The following is a 16,404-nucleotide window of genomic DNA, read 5'->3' on the forward strand; positions in this document are numbered from 1 at the left end:
GTTAGTATTATTGCTTAATTTTTAATTATTTATGGTTCTTATAACGGTACTTAGGTATAAAATATGAGTCATTTATTGCAACTTGTCTTGGTAATATTGTTTTCGTGAAGTTTTTAAAGCCCGCATTTTTGATTCTTATCCTTGCTTTTGTCGTTGGTGTTGTCACGACTTTTGCCCTTTATTTTTACATGAAACCTGACCTACCCAGTGTGGATATGCTCAAGGATGTGCGCCTGCAAACGCCTATGCGGGTATACACCCAAGATGGCAAATTGATTTCACAATTTGGCGTTAAACGCCGCATTCCGCTTACCATTGAAGATGTGCCGCAAGATTTAATTAATGCTGTGTTAGCCACAGAAGATAGCCGTTTTTATCAGCATCCAGGGGTAGACCCTATTGGCATGGCGCGGGCTGTGGTCAACCTAATTTTGACCGGTGAGAAAGGACAGGGCGGTAGTACTTTAACCATGCAGTTGGCCCGAGGGTTCTTTTTAACCCGAGACAAAACCTACGTGCGTAAAATTAAAGAAATATTTATTGCTTGGCACATGGAGCAACTGCTGACTAAACAAGAAATATTAGAATTGTACTTAAACAAAGTTGAATTAGGACATCGCTCATTTGGCTTTGGTGCCGCCGCGCAGGTTTATTATGGCAAAACGGTAAATGAGCTGACACTAGCGCAAATGGCGACGATAGCAGGTTTGCCACAAGCGCCTTCGGTGCTTAATCCTATTAGTCGACCTGAGCGTTCAAAAGCACGTCGCCGCGTTGTTTTGCTACGTATGTTAGATGAAAAATACATTACGCAAGCACAATTCGACGAGGCCGTGAATGCTCCGATTACTGCCAAGAAACACGGAGCTGAAATCGAATTTTCGGCGCCCTACTTGGCAGATTTGATCTGGAATGAAATGGTTGAGCTATATGGCAAAGAAGAGGCCGAAACCGGCGGATATCAAGTATACGCCACCGTACCTTCTTCTACTCAATTAGCTGCCCAAAAAGCAATCCAGCGTAACTTACATGACTATGATGAGCGCCACGGTTACCGCGGCCCGGAGCAACAGTTGTGGATCCCTAAGGATTTACCGGCAACATCTGATGACGACAAAGAGATAGAAGTGACATCGGCTATTTCCAATGAGCCTTGGGAAGAAGAGCGTATGCTCAGCTTCTTAGAAGACTATAAAACCTATGAAACTATGCGACCGGCGATCGTGGTCAAAGTAAATGAAAAAGACATTACCGTTTTTACCCGTGAAGGGCGCTACAGTGTTATCGACTGGGATGGGCTCGATTGGGCACGTAAATACATAACGGACACCAGACAAGGTAATAAACCAGAAACAGCCAGTGATATCCTAACTGAGGGGTCGCTGATCCTTATTCGCCAGCGTGAAGATGATAAGCACTGGCAACTTACTCAGTACCCAGACGCCAGCAGCGCCTTTATCGCGCTTAACCCTCACAACGGTGCCGCTCAAGCGGTTATTGGCGGCTACAGTTTCTACCAAAGTCAATTTAACCGAGCCACGCAGGCAAAGCGTCAGGTTGGCTCGAACATCAAGCCGTTTATTTACTCCTCTGCGTTAGCCAATGGATTTACCTTAGCCAGTATTATTAACGATGCGCCTATTAACCAGTGGGAGCGGGGGACGGGCAACGCGTGGCGACCTGAAAACTCACCACCTGAATACGATGGGCCAATTCGCCTGCGGGTTGCCTTAGGTAAATCGAAAAACGTGGTGTCGGTGCGCTTGGTGCGCGCGGTTGGGCTTGAAAAAGTGCGCCAACACTTAACGCGCTTTGGCTTTGATTTATCTGAAATTCCCAATGATGAAACGGTGTCATTGGGTTCTGGCTCGCATACCCCATTGGAAGTCGCCACGGCCTTGTCGGTCATCGCAAACGGAGGCTTTTTAATTGAGCCGCATTTTGTTGAGCGCATAGAAGATGATTATGGGAAGGTACTTTGGAAAGCTAATCCAGTACAAGCATGCGATCCGTGTGGTGATGCTCAAAAGCAAGAAACGGTTGAAGATACCACCACAGATACCATGGACATAGAAGCCATGCTCGCGGCCGAATTAAACGCAGAACCATTTGCACAAAACGACGACAATGGAAGCAGCACTAACGACACACCTGAACCAATACGCTCAGCACCTAGAGTGCTGGATGAAGACAATGCCTTTTTAGTCGCAGAAATGATGCGTACAGCAGTAAAAACCAATGGTAACTGGAATAAAAAAACCTATTGGCAAGGGACTGGCTGGCGAGCGAGTAACTTACTGCAACGAGCTGATATTGCCGGAAAAACCGGTACCACAAATGATTCGAAAGATACCTGGTTTAGTGGTTTTACCAATGATTTAGTGGCCACGGTTTGGGTTGGGTTCGATGACATGAGCCGCAGTTTAGGTCGGGCATCGCGTAACCAAAATCTAGTGAATAAGAACCCGCAAAAATTTAACTTTATCGGCAATGCCATGATAGGTGGTGAAGATGGCGCAAAAGCTGCCGAGCCAGCTTGGATCCGCTTCATGCAGCGCGCATTAGATGGCGTACCTGAAAAGAAACGCCCTATGCCCACAGACTTGGTCACAACGCGTATTGATCGCGCTTCGGGTAAGTTAACTCAGCATACTGACCATACATCCATGTTTGAGTATTTTATGCCGGGGACCGCGCCGACAAGTTATGTGAGCGACAGTGAGTTTGTTGACCCAGCAGACGAAAATGATGAACAAAGCAAACCACTTGAAGACATTTTTTAAGGCATCATAGTAGTCAAATGTCAGTGCCGTTATTTAACGTAAATAACACTCTCGCACTTTCAATCAAAATGCTGTTAGGGTGGTCGATGTAAACTAGGACTTTCGATTGCGCTTAGCGGCATTTTTTAATATTTCGCGTTTAAATTTTATGCGAAGGCTTTGTCTTCGCGCCAAACAGGACACTTTTTATGAGTAGCTCAACGCCTAAAAGTGCGTTATATATTCCTCATTCAGGCCCATCTTTGCTTGAAACCCCTTTGCTCAATAAAGGCAGTGCATTTACCGCCCAAGAACGCGTAGCGTTCAACCTTACAGGTTTGATTCCGCCGCGTTATGAAAGTATTGAAGAGCAAGTTGAACGAGCCTACATGCAGTATTCGAGTTTCAACGAACCGATCAATAAACATATTTATTTGCGCGCCATCCAAGATAATAACGAAACCCTGTATTACCGTCTTATCCAGCAGCATATTGATGAAATGATGCCGATCATCTATACCCCGACTGTGGGTGATGCATGTGAGCAATTTTCCGATATTTATCGCAGCTCTAGGGGCTTGTTTATTTCCTACTCTGAGCGTCATCAAATGGATGACATCATACGTAACGCCACTAAGCGTAAAGTGAAAGTTATCGTGGTGACCGACGGTGAACGTATCCTTGGGTTAGGCGACCAGGGCATTGGCGGCATGGGCATCCCTATCGGTAAGTTATCTTTGTATACCGCGTGTGGGGGCATTAGCCCAGCGTATACCTTGCCTGTTATGTTAGATGTAGGTACCAACAACGAAAAGTTGTTAAACGACCCCATGTATATGGGTGCACGTCACAAACGTATCGGCCAAGCTGAGTACGACGAATTTGTCGATATGTTTATCAAAGCCGTATTAAAGCGCTGGCCTGAGGTCATGCTGCAATTTGAAGACTTTGCTCAGCCCAATGCCATGCCGTTGCTTGAACGCTATCGAGATAAAGTCTGTTGCTTTAATGATGACATTCAGGGCACTGCGGCTGTGACTGTGGGCACGATTTTAGCCGCCTGTAAAACCAAAGGTGAAAAACTAAGCAACCAGCGCGTGGTGTTTGTTGGAGCAGGTTCAGCGGGTTGTGGTATTGCAGAACAAATCATCAAGCAGATGACCAGTGAAGGTATTTCTGACGCGCAGGCACGCAGCCAAGTCTTTATGATTGACCGATTCGGTTTGGTAACAGATGACATGGAAGGCCTACGTGATTTCCAATACCGTCTTGCACAGCCGTTAGCGCACCTAGTGACATGGCAAAAATCGGCTCAGTATCCGACTTTGCTTGAAACCGTCAGCCAAGTAAAACCCAGTATTTTAATTGGTGTGTCTGGGCAGGCCGGTTTATTCACTGAGCAAGTGATTAAAGAAATGAAGCGCCATTGTGACTTGCCGATTATCTTCCCGTTAAGTAACCCGTCTCGTCAGGTGGAAGCACGTCCTGAGAATGTTATCGAGTGGACTAATGGTCAAGTGATCATCGCCACGGGTAGCCCGTTTAAGCCGGTAGAATACCAAGGTAAAACCTACCCAATTGCCCAGTGTAACAACAGTTATATCTTCCCAGGAATTGGCTTGGGTGTGCTAGCAGCTAAAGCCAGCCTTATTAGTGATGAAATGCTAATGGCCACCAGTGCTGCATTAGCCAATGCGTCACCTCTGGCCAGCGGCACAGGGCACGAATTGTTGCCACCGCTAACAGGCATTGCACAGTTAAGTAAGAAGATCGCGTTTGACGTGGGTAAGGTTGCCCAGAAACAAGGCTTAGCGCTAGAAGTGAGCGATGAAATACTCACTGAGCGAATTGAAGGGAATTTCTGGCAAGCGGAATATCGCCCGTATAAACGAGTCAGTATCTAGCAAGCACCATTATTGCCGTTAAATAGTCAATATTGACTGAGAAACGCCGCATTCATTGCGGCGTTTTTGTAGCTGTGCTTTTTTTATCGTTGAGCACTCTTATAGCTGAGCACTTATAGCTGAGCATTTTTGTGGCTGTGCACTCACAGCTGTAACGTGAATAGTTAAAGGAGCGTAATCTAGATTGTAACTCAGGGATAACCTGCGTAGAATCCGCCTCCGGAGTTGGCCAGGCAATCGCCGCTTATTGGGCAGTGTCTCTAGGGCTAGTACCTAGTGCACTTGTGTTAATAAGGGGAGGAAAGTCCGGGCTCCACAGGGCAGGGTGCCAGGTAACGCCTGGGCGGCGAAAGCCGACGACAAGTGCAGCAGAGAGGAAACCGCCTAAGCGCGAAAGCGCCGGTAAGGGTGAAAGGGTGCGGTAAGAGCGCACCGCACCACTGGTAACAGTGTGTGGCAAGGTAAACTCCACCCGGAGCAAGACCAAATAGGATCTCTTATGGCGTGGCCCACGTTGAGATCGGGTGTGTTGCTTGAGCCAGCGAGTGATTGCTGGCCTAGATGAATGGTTGCCCACGACAGAACCCGGCTTATCGGCCAACTCCACCTTTTTTACACTCAGCCGCTGCCTAGTTATTAGGTGGCGGTACGAGTCATATTTTATCCCTCTTCTTTTACTTTATTCCTACAAATGTGTTTCTTCATTCAGTTTATAAGTATCTTGACGGCAAACATTGAACTTTAGTCTAGGTTTGCCGTTTTACAGCGCATTATGCTAGCTAACTAGGATACAAAAGTTTATTTTTCTTATTAAGAACCCACTGCATCGAAGTAACATACTGTAGGTTTTTCATGGTAAAAAAAATAATCAGTAAATTCAGGGAAAGAATACTGTCGGCTCCTCAGGTTGATTTGGGCCACAAGGACATGTTTCGTCTTGCGATGGAGCATTCAGCGATAGGTATGGCCTTGATTGCGCCAGACGGTACTTGGCTGAAAGTGAATAAAGCCGTCTGTAATATTGTGGGTTACAGCGAGCGGGAGCTGCTAGCCATTGATTTTCAAACGATTACCCATCCAGATGACTTACAGGCTGATTTAACCTTTGTAAAACAGCTGCTGGCCAATGATATTCAAACCTACAATATGGAGAAGCGCTATTTTCATAAATCGGGCAGCTTGATATGGGCCAAGCTAACGGTTTCTCTGGTCAGAGATGACGCCCACCAACCACTTTATTTTATTTCGCAAATTCAAGATATCACCGCCCAGAAGAAAAGTTCTGAAGCGTTACTTTCAGCGAAACAAGAAATGGAAGAGTTCGCTTACCGTGTCACTCATGACTTGCGCTCCCCGCTTAGCTCAATGGATTACGTCATGAATATGGTGGCCGAATATATTAAAAAAGGTGATTTACCTAAAGCGCTCAAGACATTGCAAGCCAGTCAAAATGGTATCGCTAAACTCAGTGATTTAGTCAGCGGTGTGCTCGATGTGAGTAAAATTAAGCTGCAAGATGAAGCCTCACTCCCCGTTGATGTGTCAGATGTGGTGTATGAAACATTAGATGCACTGAGCCATATGGAAAACTTTACTCGGTTGGATATCAAAACCCAATTCGAATACATAGGAACACTGCAAACTAAACCCAATAAATTCACTCAGGTTGTGGATAATTTCATTTCCAATGCGATTAAATATCAAGATACCAGCAAAGCGAACTCTTTCATTCGGGTGGTAACCTACAAGACCAAGCATGAATTTGTATTAGAAGTGCAGGACAACGGGTTAGGCGTACCCTCTATACACAGAGATAAGCTATTTCAAATGTTTGAACGTTTTCACCCTAAAGCGTCGATTGGAACGGGGTTAGGTTTATACATGGTTAAGAAAAGTGCCGACTTGCTTGGCGGCCATCTTTCATATTCAGTGCCTGAGTCCGGAGACGGCTCTATTTTCCGTTTTTCATTGCCTTTACCCTCAAACGCTATCTAGCTGACCTTGATAGCGAGACAGAAAAGTGGTGACGGATTGCTCAATAATCTTCTCGACGGGCAGGGATTCAGGTGTTTCAAAACCGAATAAAACAGGGTAAAAAATAAATGACTTTAGCTGGTAAACAAACTGTTTGGCAGCGAACGCTACATCCTCTATTTGTAGTGTGCTGGCGGCATTGGCATCTTGTAAAAAAACCTCTAAATAACGCATGCAACCAAACTGATTATTAGCGATATCTTTTGCCAGCTCTGCTTGCTGAAGCATTTGCATAAACGCTATTTTGGCGATGCGCAAAAAGTGTTGAGAGTTCAATAAGGCAACTTCTTGTTGGGCGATAACAGTTAGCTGAGCCTTGATTGATACCTGGGAGTCAAAGGTTACATCTTGTGCTTGGTCAAGGTGTTCAACCATGCGCCCAATGATCGCGTGAAAAAGCACTTCTTTGGTTGAAAAATGGTTGTATACAGTGCGTTTCGAGGCCTGTGCGGCTTTGGCAATTTGGTCCATGGTGGTGTGTTCAACGCCACTTTCAAAGAACAACTGTTCTGCTGCATCGAGTATGTTGATACGTTTTTTGTCGGATAACTTCATCTTTGCCCTTCCTTTATGGCTAATACCAATCCGCATTAATAAGTGCCGGTCTCAGAGTGCGTCCAGCGGTTTTTGATTAAGGGATCAGTTATTAACGTGGAATGGTATAAATACTACCTGATTAAAAGTAAACTTAACAGTTTACTTTTTGTTTTTCTGTGATAAGTTACACTCAGTAGTTTACTTTTTTGGAGGCTGAATGAGAATTCTCATTTCCAGCATAGTCATCATTGTGATGGGCAGTATTATAGGAGCGTGGATCTTGAATAAAGAATTAGTGGCCACTTTACCCGAAGGGGAAGTGCAAAGTGCACATTTCCATAATGGTAAGTTTCGCAATTCAGTTCCTAGTGAACCGCCAACTTTTGGGAAAACGGTGGGAATTTTTGCGCGTTATTTTACCGAGAAAAAAATAGATGCCGTGCCTGATGGGCATGTGCCCATGCAACAAGTTACCCGCGCCCAGCTTGATGCTCTAAGTGTTGATACAGTGCATTTTGTTAAGCTAGGGCATTCCTCTATCTTGCTTAAAATGTACGGTGAGTATTGGTTAATCGACCCGGTTTTCTCAAAGCGAGCATCACCGTTTTCTTTTATCGGTCCGAAGCGCTTTGAGCCCACTCCTATTAGTATTGATGAGCTGCCACCGATTGATAAAGTATTGATATCACACAATCATTATGACCATTTAGACAAAGCCGCAATTAAATCACTAAATGCCAAAACAGCTGAGTTTCTGGTGCCTTTAGGAGTCGAAGGGGATTTGCAAAAATGGGGTGTGAATAGCGAGAAAATCAAACAATTTGATTGGTGGCAAGAATATCAAACAGAGCACGGACTCGTCGCATTTACCCCTACTCAACATTTCTCGGGGCGAGGTATTGGTGATGGCAACACTACCTTGTGGGGTTCATGGGTGATCAACACGCCCCAGAGCAGGTTTTATTTTAGTGGTGATTCGGGTTACTTCTCAGGTTTTAAAACGATCGGCGATAAATATGGCCCGTTTGATTTGACCTTTATTGAAACCGGTGCGTACGACAGCGACTGGGCTGACATTCACATGACACCAGAAGAGTCAGTACAAGCGCACATCGACTTGGCGGGTAAGGTGATGGTACCTATCCACAATGGCACGTTCGATTTGGCTTTTCATTCTTGGTACGAGCCATTAAACCGTGTAACAACTGCCGCTGATAAACAAAGGGTTAACTTGAGCACCCCGCTGTTTGGCCAAGTTTTCAATCTTGAGCAACCTCCGATCGCTACAGCATGGTGGAAGCAGTAATACTGACGGGGTATTCTAGGAAGAGGTAATATTAATTAGCAGTTAAAAAAAAAGCCCGCCAAGATTAACTATCTTGGCGGGCTTTTAGGTTCTTATTCCCGTTCAGTTACCGGTACTCTGCCCATATCGTCCAACTTCTGGCCTTTGACCAACATGGATAGCTTGCGCATCAATACGTAAAAGACAGGGGTAAATATCAAGCCAAAGAATGTCACACCTAACATGCCACTAAATACGGCAACACCCAGAGCTTGACGCATTTCTGCGCCGGCACCTGTAGCCACCGCCAGAGGTAACACGCCAAGAATAAAGGCGAATGAGGTCATCAAAATCGGACGTAAGCGTAACTTGGCAGCGTCACTGGCCGCTTCATACAACCCTGCACCTTCATGCTCACGGTGGCGGGCAAACTCCACAATTAGGATGGCGTTCTTACTGGCTAAACCAACAAGTACAATCAGGCCAACTTGCGTCAGTATGTTGTTGTCTAGTCCCATTAAGTGCACACCCACAATGGCGCTCAGAAGGCACATAGGTACAATAAGTATGACTGACAGGGGTAATGTCCAGCTTTCGTAAAGGGCGACCAATAGTAAGAACACGAATACCACAGCAAAGGCAAACGCCAGCATACCTGTGCTGCCTGATTGTTGCTCTTGATACGCTAATTCAGTCCACTCGTAGCTAATACCGTCAGGTAAAATTTCCGCAGCGAGTCGCTCCATAGTGGCAATCGCTTCGCCTGAGCTAAAACCAGGTGCTGTACTACCAATGAGATCGGCCGCTGGATACAAGTTGTATCTCGGCACTCGCGATGGGCCAGAGCGATATTCAAATGTCGCCACAGAGCTCAAAGGCACCATTTCACCGTCAGAATTACGCACTCGGATACGTCCGATGTCATCCGCTTCCATCCGATAAGGTGCATCGGCCTGTGCGGTCACGCGGAACGTTCTGCCTAAATAACTAAAATCATTAACGAATGCGCTACCCAGATAAATTTCCAACGCACTGAATACATCCGACACAGACACACCTAAGCGTTCGACGCGTTCTCTGTCTATATCTGCATAAAGCTGGGGTGTACTGGTTTCAAAAAAACTAAACACGGCTGTGGTAGCGGGTTCTTGGTTTGCTGCCCCAGCTAATTGCCACATGGCTTGTTCAAGCGCAGCTAAACCTCGGCCACTTCTGTCTTCAAGCATCATTTTAAAGCCGCCGCCATTGCCGATACCACGAACGGGCGGTGGCGGGATAACCACCACGTTCGCTGAATCAATCGAACTCATTTGTGCTCTAGCATCCCCCAATACGCTATCAAATGTTGCACCTAGCTGTGCTCGCTCATCAAATGATTTCATAATGGCAAAGATTGCTGCCGAGTTGGTCGCATTGGTAAAGGTTGCACCTGAGAAACCAGCAAAGGCTACGGCATTTTCCACGCCTTCAATACTCAGTAGTTTATCAACGGCCTCTTGCACCACCGCATCCGTGCGTGACAATGACGCACCAGAGGGTAATTGCACACCAACGATTAGGTAACCTTGGTCTTGCGCTGGAATAAAGCCTTTGGGCACTATGCTAAACATATAAACCGTGAAGCCCATGAGCAACACATAGACAAAAGACACAAGCGCACCGTGGCGAACCAATTTAGACACCATACGCGCGTATTTATCTGAGGTTCTGTCCATGCCTCGGTTAAATTTGCCGGATAAGTAATGGAACATACCCGTTTTTTCAGATTCGTCTTTATGTGGCTTGAATAACACCGCAGAAATAGCCGGGCTAAGTATCAGTGATACCGACACTGAGATGATCGTCGCGACCGCAATGGTTATGCCGAATTGACTGTAAAACTGCCCCGATATCCCGTCCACAAAGGCTGTTGGTAAAAATACCGCTACCAAGACTAACCCGATGGCTAATACCGCCCCGCCAACTTCAGTCATTGTTTGACGAGCGGCTTTTAACGGGCGCATACCTTGTGCCATTAAGCGCTCCATATTCTCAACCACCACTATGGCATCATCAACAACAATACCAATGGCCAGCACCAAACCGAATAGGGTTAAGTTGTTTAACGAGAATCCTAGGGCGCTTAGTACGGCAAATGTTCCAACCAATGAAATAGGAATGGCGATAATAGGAATAAGCGCTGCACGCCAATTCTGCAAGAACACCATAATAACCAATACGACCAGCGCTATTGCTTCATATATGGTGTGCTCTACCGCAGTGATTGACTCACTGATAAAGTCAGTGGGGTTATACGCTATCTCATAGGTTAAATCTGGTGGGAAGTTTTTCGCCACTTCAACCATGGCAGCTTTGATTGCGTCTGCTGTTTTTATCGCATTAGAGCCAGGGCGTTGAAATACAGGCATAGCGACTGCTTTTTTATCGCCTAAATAACCACGTGTCGTGTAACTTTCAGCCCCCAATTCAACACGGCCTACATCGCGTAAACGTACTATTTTTCCGTCTTGGTTTTTAATAATGACGTTTTCGAATTCTTCAGGCTCAATCAATTGACCTTGGGTTTGTACATTGAGCTCAAAGGCGGTTTGCCCTGCATCAACAGGGGATTGGTTTAAGGTACCACTGGCCACCTGAATATTTTGCCCTTGTAGGGCGGTCACGACTTCCGATGCAGTCATATCAAGAGACGCAATGATATCTGGATCAAGCCAAACCCGCATAGAGTATTGGCTAGCGCCGAAGGTCAATATATCGCCAACCCCATCGATTCGCGACAACTGGTCACGAATTTGCAGCGCTGCATAGTTAGCAATATAGGTTTGGTCGTATGTTCCGTTGGGGGAATACATGTTGACCACTAACATCAAATCCGGTGAGTTCTTTTTGGTGGTGATCCCTAAACGACGCACCGTTTCAGGCAGCCTTGGCTCTGCAATGGCCACGCGGTTTTGCACTTGTACTTGGGCATTGTCTAAATCGGTGCCGAGTTTAAATGTTACGGTAATCGTTACTCGCCCATCTGCGGTAGACTGCGACGACATATACAGCATGTTTTCCACGCCGTTAATTTCTTGCTCAAGCGGCGTCGCCACGGTTTTAGCTGCGACTTCAGCACTGGCTCCGGGATAAGTCGCAACGACCTGAACAGTTGGCGGTGCAATTTGAGGGTATTGCTCAACCGGTAAGCTGAAGTAGGCGAGACTACCAATAATTAAGACAATGATGGCTAATACCGAAGCGAACTTCGGTCTATCTATAAAAAAGTGGGATATATTCATTATTTGCGGCCCTTACAGCGAGTATTGGCTAGAAAGGTCAACATTTTCCGCCTGTACTGGGCTGCCCGGACGAGCGCGCATTAGGTTGTTCAGTATGATGCTGTCATCTTGTGTTAGCCCAGACTCAATGACGCGTAATTCTTTGGTGTGCAACTTACCCAAAGTCACAAATTTACGGTCGACCTTTCCTTCGCTGTTTACCACAAAAACGAATTTTCGCGATTGATCAGTGCCGATAACTTCATCCGGAATAAGGATTTTCTCTACGTTTAATTCAGACAACAAGCGAATACGACCAAATAAGCCTGGAACGATAAAACCGCCCGGATTATCAAGCACAGCACGGCCCACTATGGTGCCTGTGTTCTGGTCTATTTGATTGTCTACAAAGTCCATTACGCCAGTGTGAACAAATTCTTCTTCATCTTGTAAACGCACTTTTACTGGGTTCGAGGCATTCCGTGAGCTTTCACGTTTGTTTGATTGGCTAAGGCGAATGTATTTAAGCAAGTCTCGCTCGCCAGCATCGAAATAAAAGTGAATAGGGTCGATAGAAACAACATTGGTTAGCAAAGTTGCATTAGTCGCAGTACCATTGATGAGGTTCCCTTCGTTGACTAAATCACGAGATACGACGCCATCTATCGGAGATTTTACTTCAGTGAATTCTAAGTCTAGTTTAGCCGTCTCTAAATTAGCTCGTGCGGTATCGTATTCGTTCTGACGACGATCTACTTCTTCTTGAGAAAGAGAATTTTTCTTACGGAGGTCATTACCACGGTCCAACTCTTTTTTCGCTAAAGAAAATTGTGACTCGGCGCTTTGTAAGGCAATTTTGAATGGGCGCTGGTCGATTACAAAAAGTACGTCGCCTTTTTTTACGGTCTGGCCATCTTTAAAGTTAACTTTGTCGAGATAACCGCTCACTCGGGCTCGAATATCCACTTTCTGGGTTGCATCAAAGCGCCCTGTGTACTCGTCCCACTGGGTGATAACCGCTTTAATCGGCGCGCTCACTTTCACCGGTAAGGCTTGTGGAGCGGCGTTTTGTTGCTCTTCTTGCTTCGAACACGCAGTCACTGTGGTCAAAAGTATGGTTGTCAGTATATAGAGCTTGAATAAGCGCATTAAATTAAATCCTCGTCTGGTGTGAGCAACTCACGCCTAATATAAAGTGGTTTCGGTTTTACAAAGTATGGCTGATATAGAATACGTTTCTATTAAAGTACCTTTGAATTAGGCATTTCAAAGGAATACACAGGTGAATCACCTAATTTCAACATTTTCTTTCTCTGTATGAGGAATCGACCGACTAAAAGCGAACAGCATTTCATTGAAAATATGCCCACGCGTTAATTGATCAGGCGGTCTTGAAAAAGCAGGTGCGGAAATGGGGATCAAAAATGAGCGATCAAGGCCTGTACTGTAGAATGGCAGGTTATATCTTATATGGCCTGGTTATATATGATGTTTCTTTCATCGAGTGATAGATGGCCACAAATTTTGTTGCTTTTTAAAGTGGAAGAACCCATGGGGCGACCAGCTTTTTGGCAGCAATGCTTTATCTTTAGGTTGAGCTAACTCGCTGGCAATGTTGTCAGCGAGTGAGCTGAGCACCTCAGGGGACAGCTTAGAAAAATGCGCCGATACATGCTCAAAAAACAAGTTTTGTGTTTGCTTTATTCTACGCTGTGCGCCTCGCTTGCAGCTTGGATCTAGTGTGCTAACTACCCTACATAAGGGTTCACTAGGGTGAGCAGGATTTAACTCATTGACCACAGCATATGCGTAGTGTTTTGGCATGTTGCCCTGTGTCGGTTCTTGGCAAAACACGACGCCAAAACCCATAGGAAAGTGGCCCACAACTTGTTGTAAGGCTTGGGCGCTAGCGACAGATAGCGCCCCCTTTTGGGCTGAATGCTGCACAACTTTTGTCGCTTTAGGTAAATCAGCATAGTTAAATTTAGGTTTGCTAGACAACACAATAGAGGTATAAATTTGGGCCGCTTTTAGAATACTACCTAAAGCACCATCTGGTTTTACAGCGCTGTTTAACATACTTTGTAACAATCGAGCTCGGTTACTTTCACGTTTACAAAAGCGTGCTTTACGCTCAGAAAAGGCAGCGCTATCGTCATTCTCCTCAGTAAACTCGGCTTCCCCGAGGCCGCGCAATGCAAATTCAGAGGTTTGCTCGTGATTCATGATTAATAGCGGAACACGCACATCTTTTTCTAAAACGCGAAACGGGTTTAGTGATCCGTCTGAGCCTTTTAACAAGCGCTGAATTTCTGGGTGCTGCATGCCTATGTCTTGAATGATGGCTGCACTTAGCAATGGTATAGCGACGTCCCGTTGGAATATATTCAATACGTCAGCCCCCGCTTTAGGGCTAGAAAAACGTGACGACTCATGGAAGCGGCTTACTATGTACTCGTTCTCGACCTGCTGGTTTTTTAACATCTGATCTAGTAGCCGCAAGCTCAACACCGCTTTATATAAAGGTTTGAAACGTTGATGTATTCGGGCTACACCGTTACCTTCAGTGGGGCATAGTAACAGGAGTGTGGCGAGAACCTTCGCACTTTTAAGCTGGGTTTCTTGCCAATCTTTACCTTCACAAAGCTGAATGATCTCAGTCGTTATCTGGGCTAATAATTTAAGGCGCGCATAGCGCTGTCGTGCTTGTTTGACTGTTTCATCTTTCAACGCCTTTTGGGCTTTTTGATAAAAGTCGCGAAACTGCTTTTTTTGCACTTCGTTTATGGCCGATTCAACTTCCTTGCGCTTTTCCTCAATATTTTTTTCAAGTTGCGCAATAGTGTGTTGCTGGCTCTGTGCGCCTTGAAAATAAATTTCAGCTTGCTCAAAAAGTGATTCTTTATTTTGCGTAGCATCATCTATTTTTGCCACCAACGCATTTACCGATCTTGTAAATGCATTATCTATCGGTGTCGCCATATTCGGTATCCTGTGGGTATTGCGAGCCGCTTGCTGCGGTCTATAAGTCTAGCCTAAAAAAAACCAGCAAGTCACTGATTTTGTTTAGCTTTGCATTAGGGCATATATTTTCGCGAGAAGTGGTTAATAAAGTACTCTACCAGATAAGGTTAAGTGCATGGGATACTTGCTATTTTACCCAGAGCACTATTGAATAATGAGGAACTTAACGTAGGAGAACGATAGTGTTGAAGCAAATCAAGATGGTGAGTGTGTGCGTACTACTAAGTTGTTTGTTGGCAAGCTGCAGCCATTCGAATGCCAATGACGCTGAATTAGATGGTAAGAGTATAGTGGGTGAGACGCTACTGGGAGAAGTTAGCGCAGAAAAGTTGTTTGCTCAATATCCAGCGTTCCAAGCAGAATACAAGGCATATAAACCAAGTAAGCAGGAGTTGGCAGCTGTCGCCGAACTCAAAAAAGATACCTTGTTGGTACTGTTCGGTACCTGGTGCCACGACAGCCAGCGTGAAGTGCCGAGTTTGTTAAAAACCTTTGATTTAAGTGGGCTGGACGTCCCTAAGTTAACCTTAGTCGCAGTCGATACAAAGAAAACGGACCCCCAAGGCATAGCGCAAAAATACAATCTTAAGTACACACCAACCTTTATTTTACTTCACGATGATAAAGAGTTAGGGCGCGTTGTTGAAAGGCCGAAAACCAGCTTAACCCAAGACTTAAAAGCCCTAGCTAAGGCCACGCAATAATTTTTGCACAGCCGTGGGTACTAGGCCTAGTTAATACCGCAGCTGGTTTAAAGCCGAGCAAAGCAGAGCAGGCGTACCTATCCTGCTTTTTGTTCGCTATTCAGCGGTTAATTTGCTATTCAGCGGTTAAATTAAACTCAAGGGTGATTTTGGTATCAAGCAGTTGTGAAACTGGGCAGTTTTCTTTCGCGTCTTGCGCTATCTGCTTAAACTCGTCTTCGGTTATGTCTGCCACCACGGCGTTTAACGTTAACGCCGATTGGCTTATTTCGTAGCCATCATCTGTTTTGTCTAAACTGATTTTCGCGGTGGTTTTCAGCTCTCCGTCTTCATATCCAGCATCTGCTAGGGCGAGTGAAAGCGCCATGGTAAAACAGCTTGCATGGGCGGCACCTATTAGCTCTTCAGGGTTACTGCCTTTACCGTCTTCAAAACGGGTATTAAAACCGTATGGGTGATTTGATAATGCACCGGTTTCAGTGGATATACTGCCTTTACCTTGTTTGCCTAATGGCTTGTAGGTTGCGCTACCAGATTTGACGATACTCATATAAATTCTCCTTTCACTGATTTTATTACCTTGATGCTATCTAGGTAAGCTAATGCCCCTGAGTTAATAAACAAGATCCTCAGGGGGATTCGAAATGTAATATCAGTAATGCAAATGCTCTGCCGCCCTAGCGAATTTCTGTCACGGCACGGGGCGCGCAGGCTTTAGCCGTATACCTCAGGTTATAGATGCGCTTATAAACAGTCAGAGCGGTGAAGATTACACAGGCACTGCAATATTTACTGAAGTGAGCGATGGGATAGCGGTGTAGTGAAACTCGGGTTAGGGCGGGGAGATTTCACAAAGAGGGGTTTAATACCAATCCGCATTAATAAGTGACGCCT

At 45.5% G+C, this 16,404-nt stretch carries 10 protein-coding genes and 1 other RNA gene; 6 read left to right on the forward strand and 5 right to left on the reverse strand.

Annotated elements, in window-relative coordinates; genetic code table 11:
- Positions 1–104: 104 nt before the first annotated feature.
- From GCHA_RS09665 to GCHA_RS09680, 4 genes are all read left to right on the forward strand, one after another.
- Positions 105–2,783: a penicillin-binding protein 1A gene (locus GCHA_RS09665; RefSeq protein ID WP_007987620.1), complete on the forward strand. Its 2,679-nt coding sequence runs from the start codon at positions 105–107 to the stop codon at positions 2,781–2,783.
- Between the two features lie 188 nt (positions 2,784–2,971).
- Positions 2,972–4,666, forward strand: coding sequence for an NAD-dependent malic enzyme (locus tag GCHA_RS09670; protein ID WP_007987622.1), 1,695 nt, complete (start codon positions 2,972–2,974; stop codon positions 4,664–4,666).
- A gap of 221 nt (positions 4,667–4,887) precedes the next feature.
- Positions 4,888–5,275: RNase P RNA component class A (rnpB, locus tag GCHA_RS22325), an RNA gene on the forward strand.
- Positions 5,276–5,518: 243 nt separating this feature from the next.
- Positions 5,519–6,661 (forward strand): sensor histidine kinase, encoded by a 1,143-nt coding sequence (locus tag GCHA_RS09680; protein WP_007987625.1) that lies wholly within the window; start codon positions 5,519–5,521, stop codon positions 6,659–6,661.
- On the opposite strand, the gene GCHA_RS09685 is transcribed toward GCHA_RS09680, so the two are convergent.
- A complete protein-coding gene (locus GCHA_RS09685; protein ID WP_007987626.1) occupies positions 6,647–7,255 on the reverse strand; it encodes a TetR/AcrR family transcriptional regulator in 609 nt (202 codons plus the stop codon). The two genes, GCHA_RS09680 and GCHA_RS09685, sit on opposite strands and share 15 nt — an antisense overlap.
- A gap of 199 nt (positions 7,256–7,454) precedes the next feature.
- Here GCHA_RS09685 and GCHA_RS09690 point away from each other — a divergent pair, with 199 nt between their 5' ends.
- Positions 7,455–8,543 carry an MBL fold metallo-hydrolase gene (locus GCHA_RS09690; RefSeq protein ID WP_007987627.1) on the forward strand — a complete coding sequence of 363 codons (1,089 nt, stop codon included), beginning with the start codon at positions 7,455–7,457 and terminating at the stop codon, positions 8,541–8,543.
- 92 nt (positions 8,544–8,635) lie between these two features.
- Here GCHA_RS09690 and GCHA_RS09695 read toward each other — a convergent pair whose 3' ends face one another.
- From GCHA_RS09695 to GCHA_RS09705, 3 genes are all read right to left on the reverse strand, one after another.
- Positions 8,636–11,803, reverse strand: a complete 3,168-nt coding sequence (locus GCHA_RS09695; RefSeq protein WP_007987628.1) for an efflux RND transporter permease subunit — start codon at positions 11,801–11,803, stop codon at positions 8,636–8,638.
- 12 nt (positions 11,804–11,815) lie between these two features.
- Positions 11,816–12,931: an efflux RND transporter periplasmic adaptor subunit gene (locus GCHA_RS09700; RefSeq protein WP_007987629.1), complete on the reverse strand. Its 1,116-nt coding sequence runs from the start codon at positions 12,929–12,931 to the stop codon at positions 11,816–11,818.
- Positions 12,932–13,279: 348 nt separating this feature from the next.
- Positions 13,280–14,764 carry a hypothetical protein gene (locus tag GCHA_RS09705; RefSeq protein WP_007987630.1) on the reverse strand — a complete coding sequence of 495 codons (1,485 nt, stop codon included), beginning with the start codon at positions 14,762–14,764 and terminating at the stop codon, positions 13,280–13,282.
- Between the two features lie 224 nt (positions 14,765–14,988).
- Here GCHA_RS09705 and GCHA_RS09710 point away from each other — a divergent pair, with 224 nt between their 5' ends.
- Positions 14,989–15,510, forward strand: a complete 522-nt coding sequence (locus tag GCHA_RS09710; RefSeq protein ID WP_007987632.1) for a thioredoxin family protein — start codon at positions 14,989–14,991, stop codon at positions 15,508–15,510.
- 115 nt (positions 15,511–15,625) lie between these two features.
- Here GCHA_RS09710 and GCHA_RS09715 read toward each other — a convergent pair whose 3' ends face one another.
- Positions 15,626–16,060: an OsmC family protein gene (locus GCHA_RS09715; RefSeq protein ID WP_007987633.1), complete on the reverse strand. Its 435-nt coding sequence runs from the start codon at positions 16,058–16,060 to the stop codon at positions 15,626–15,628.
- Between the last annotated feature and the right edge of the window lie 344 nt (positions 16,061–16,404).

The sequence above is a fragment of the Paraglaciecola chathamensis S18K6 genome, assembly GCA_000314955.1.
Taxonomy (GTDB): domain Bacteria; phylum Pseudomonadota; class Gammaproteobacteria; order Enterobacterales; family Alteromonadaceae; genus Paraglaciecola; species Paraglaciecola chathamensis.

What these genes read in the sequence shown, in the direction of transcription:
- GCHA_RS09670 (WP_007987622.1), top strand. Translation starts at nt 2,972, where the DNA reads ATGAGTAGCTCAACGCCTAAAAGTGCGTTATATATTCCTCATTCAGGC.
- GCHA_RS09680 (WP_007987625.1), top strand. Translation starts at nt 5,519, where the DNA reads ATGGTAAAAAAAATAATCAGTAAATTCAGGGAAAGAATACTGTCGGCT.
- GCHA_RS09685 (WP_007987626.1), bottom strand. Translation starts at nt 7,255, where the DNA reads ATGAAGTTATCCGACAAAAAACGTATCAACATACTCGATGCAGCAGAA.
- GCHA_RS09690 (WP_007987627.1), top strand. Translation starts at nt 7,455, where the DNA reads ATGAGAATTCTCATTTCCAGCATAGTCATCATTGTGATGGGCAGTATT.
- GCHA_RS09695 (WP_007987628.1), bottom strand. Translation starts at nt 11,803, where the DNA reads ATGAATATATCCCACTTTTTTATAGATAGACCGAAGTTCGCTTCGGTA.
- GCHA_RS09700 (WP_007987629.1), bottom strand. Translation starts at nt 12,931, where the DNA reads ATGCGCTTATTCAAGCTCTATATACTGACAACCATACTTTTGACCACA.
- GCHA_RS09705 (WP_007987630.1), bottom strand. Translation starts at nt 14,764, where the DNA reads ATGGCGACACCGATAGATAATGCATTTACAAGATCGGTAAATGCGTTG.
- GCHA_RS09715 (WP_007987633.1), bottom strand. Translation starts at nt 16,060, where the DNA reads ATGAGTATCGTCAAATCTGGTAGCGCAACCTACAAGCCATTAGGCAAA.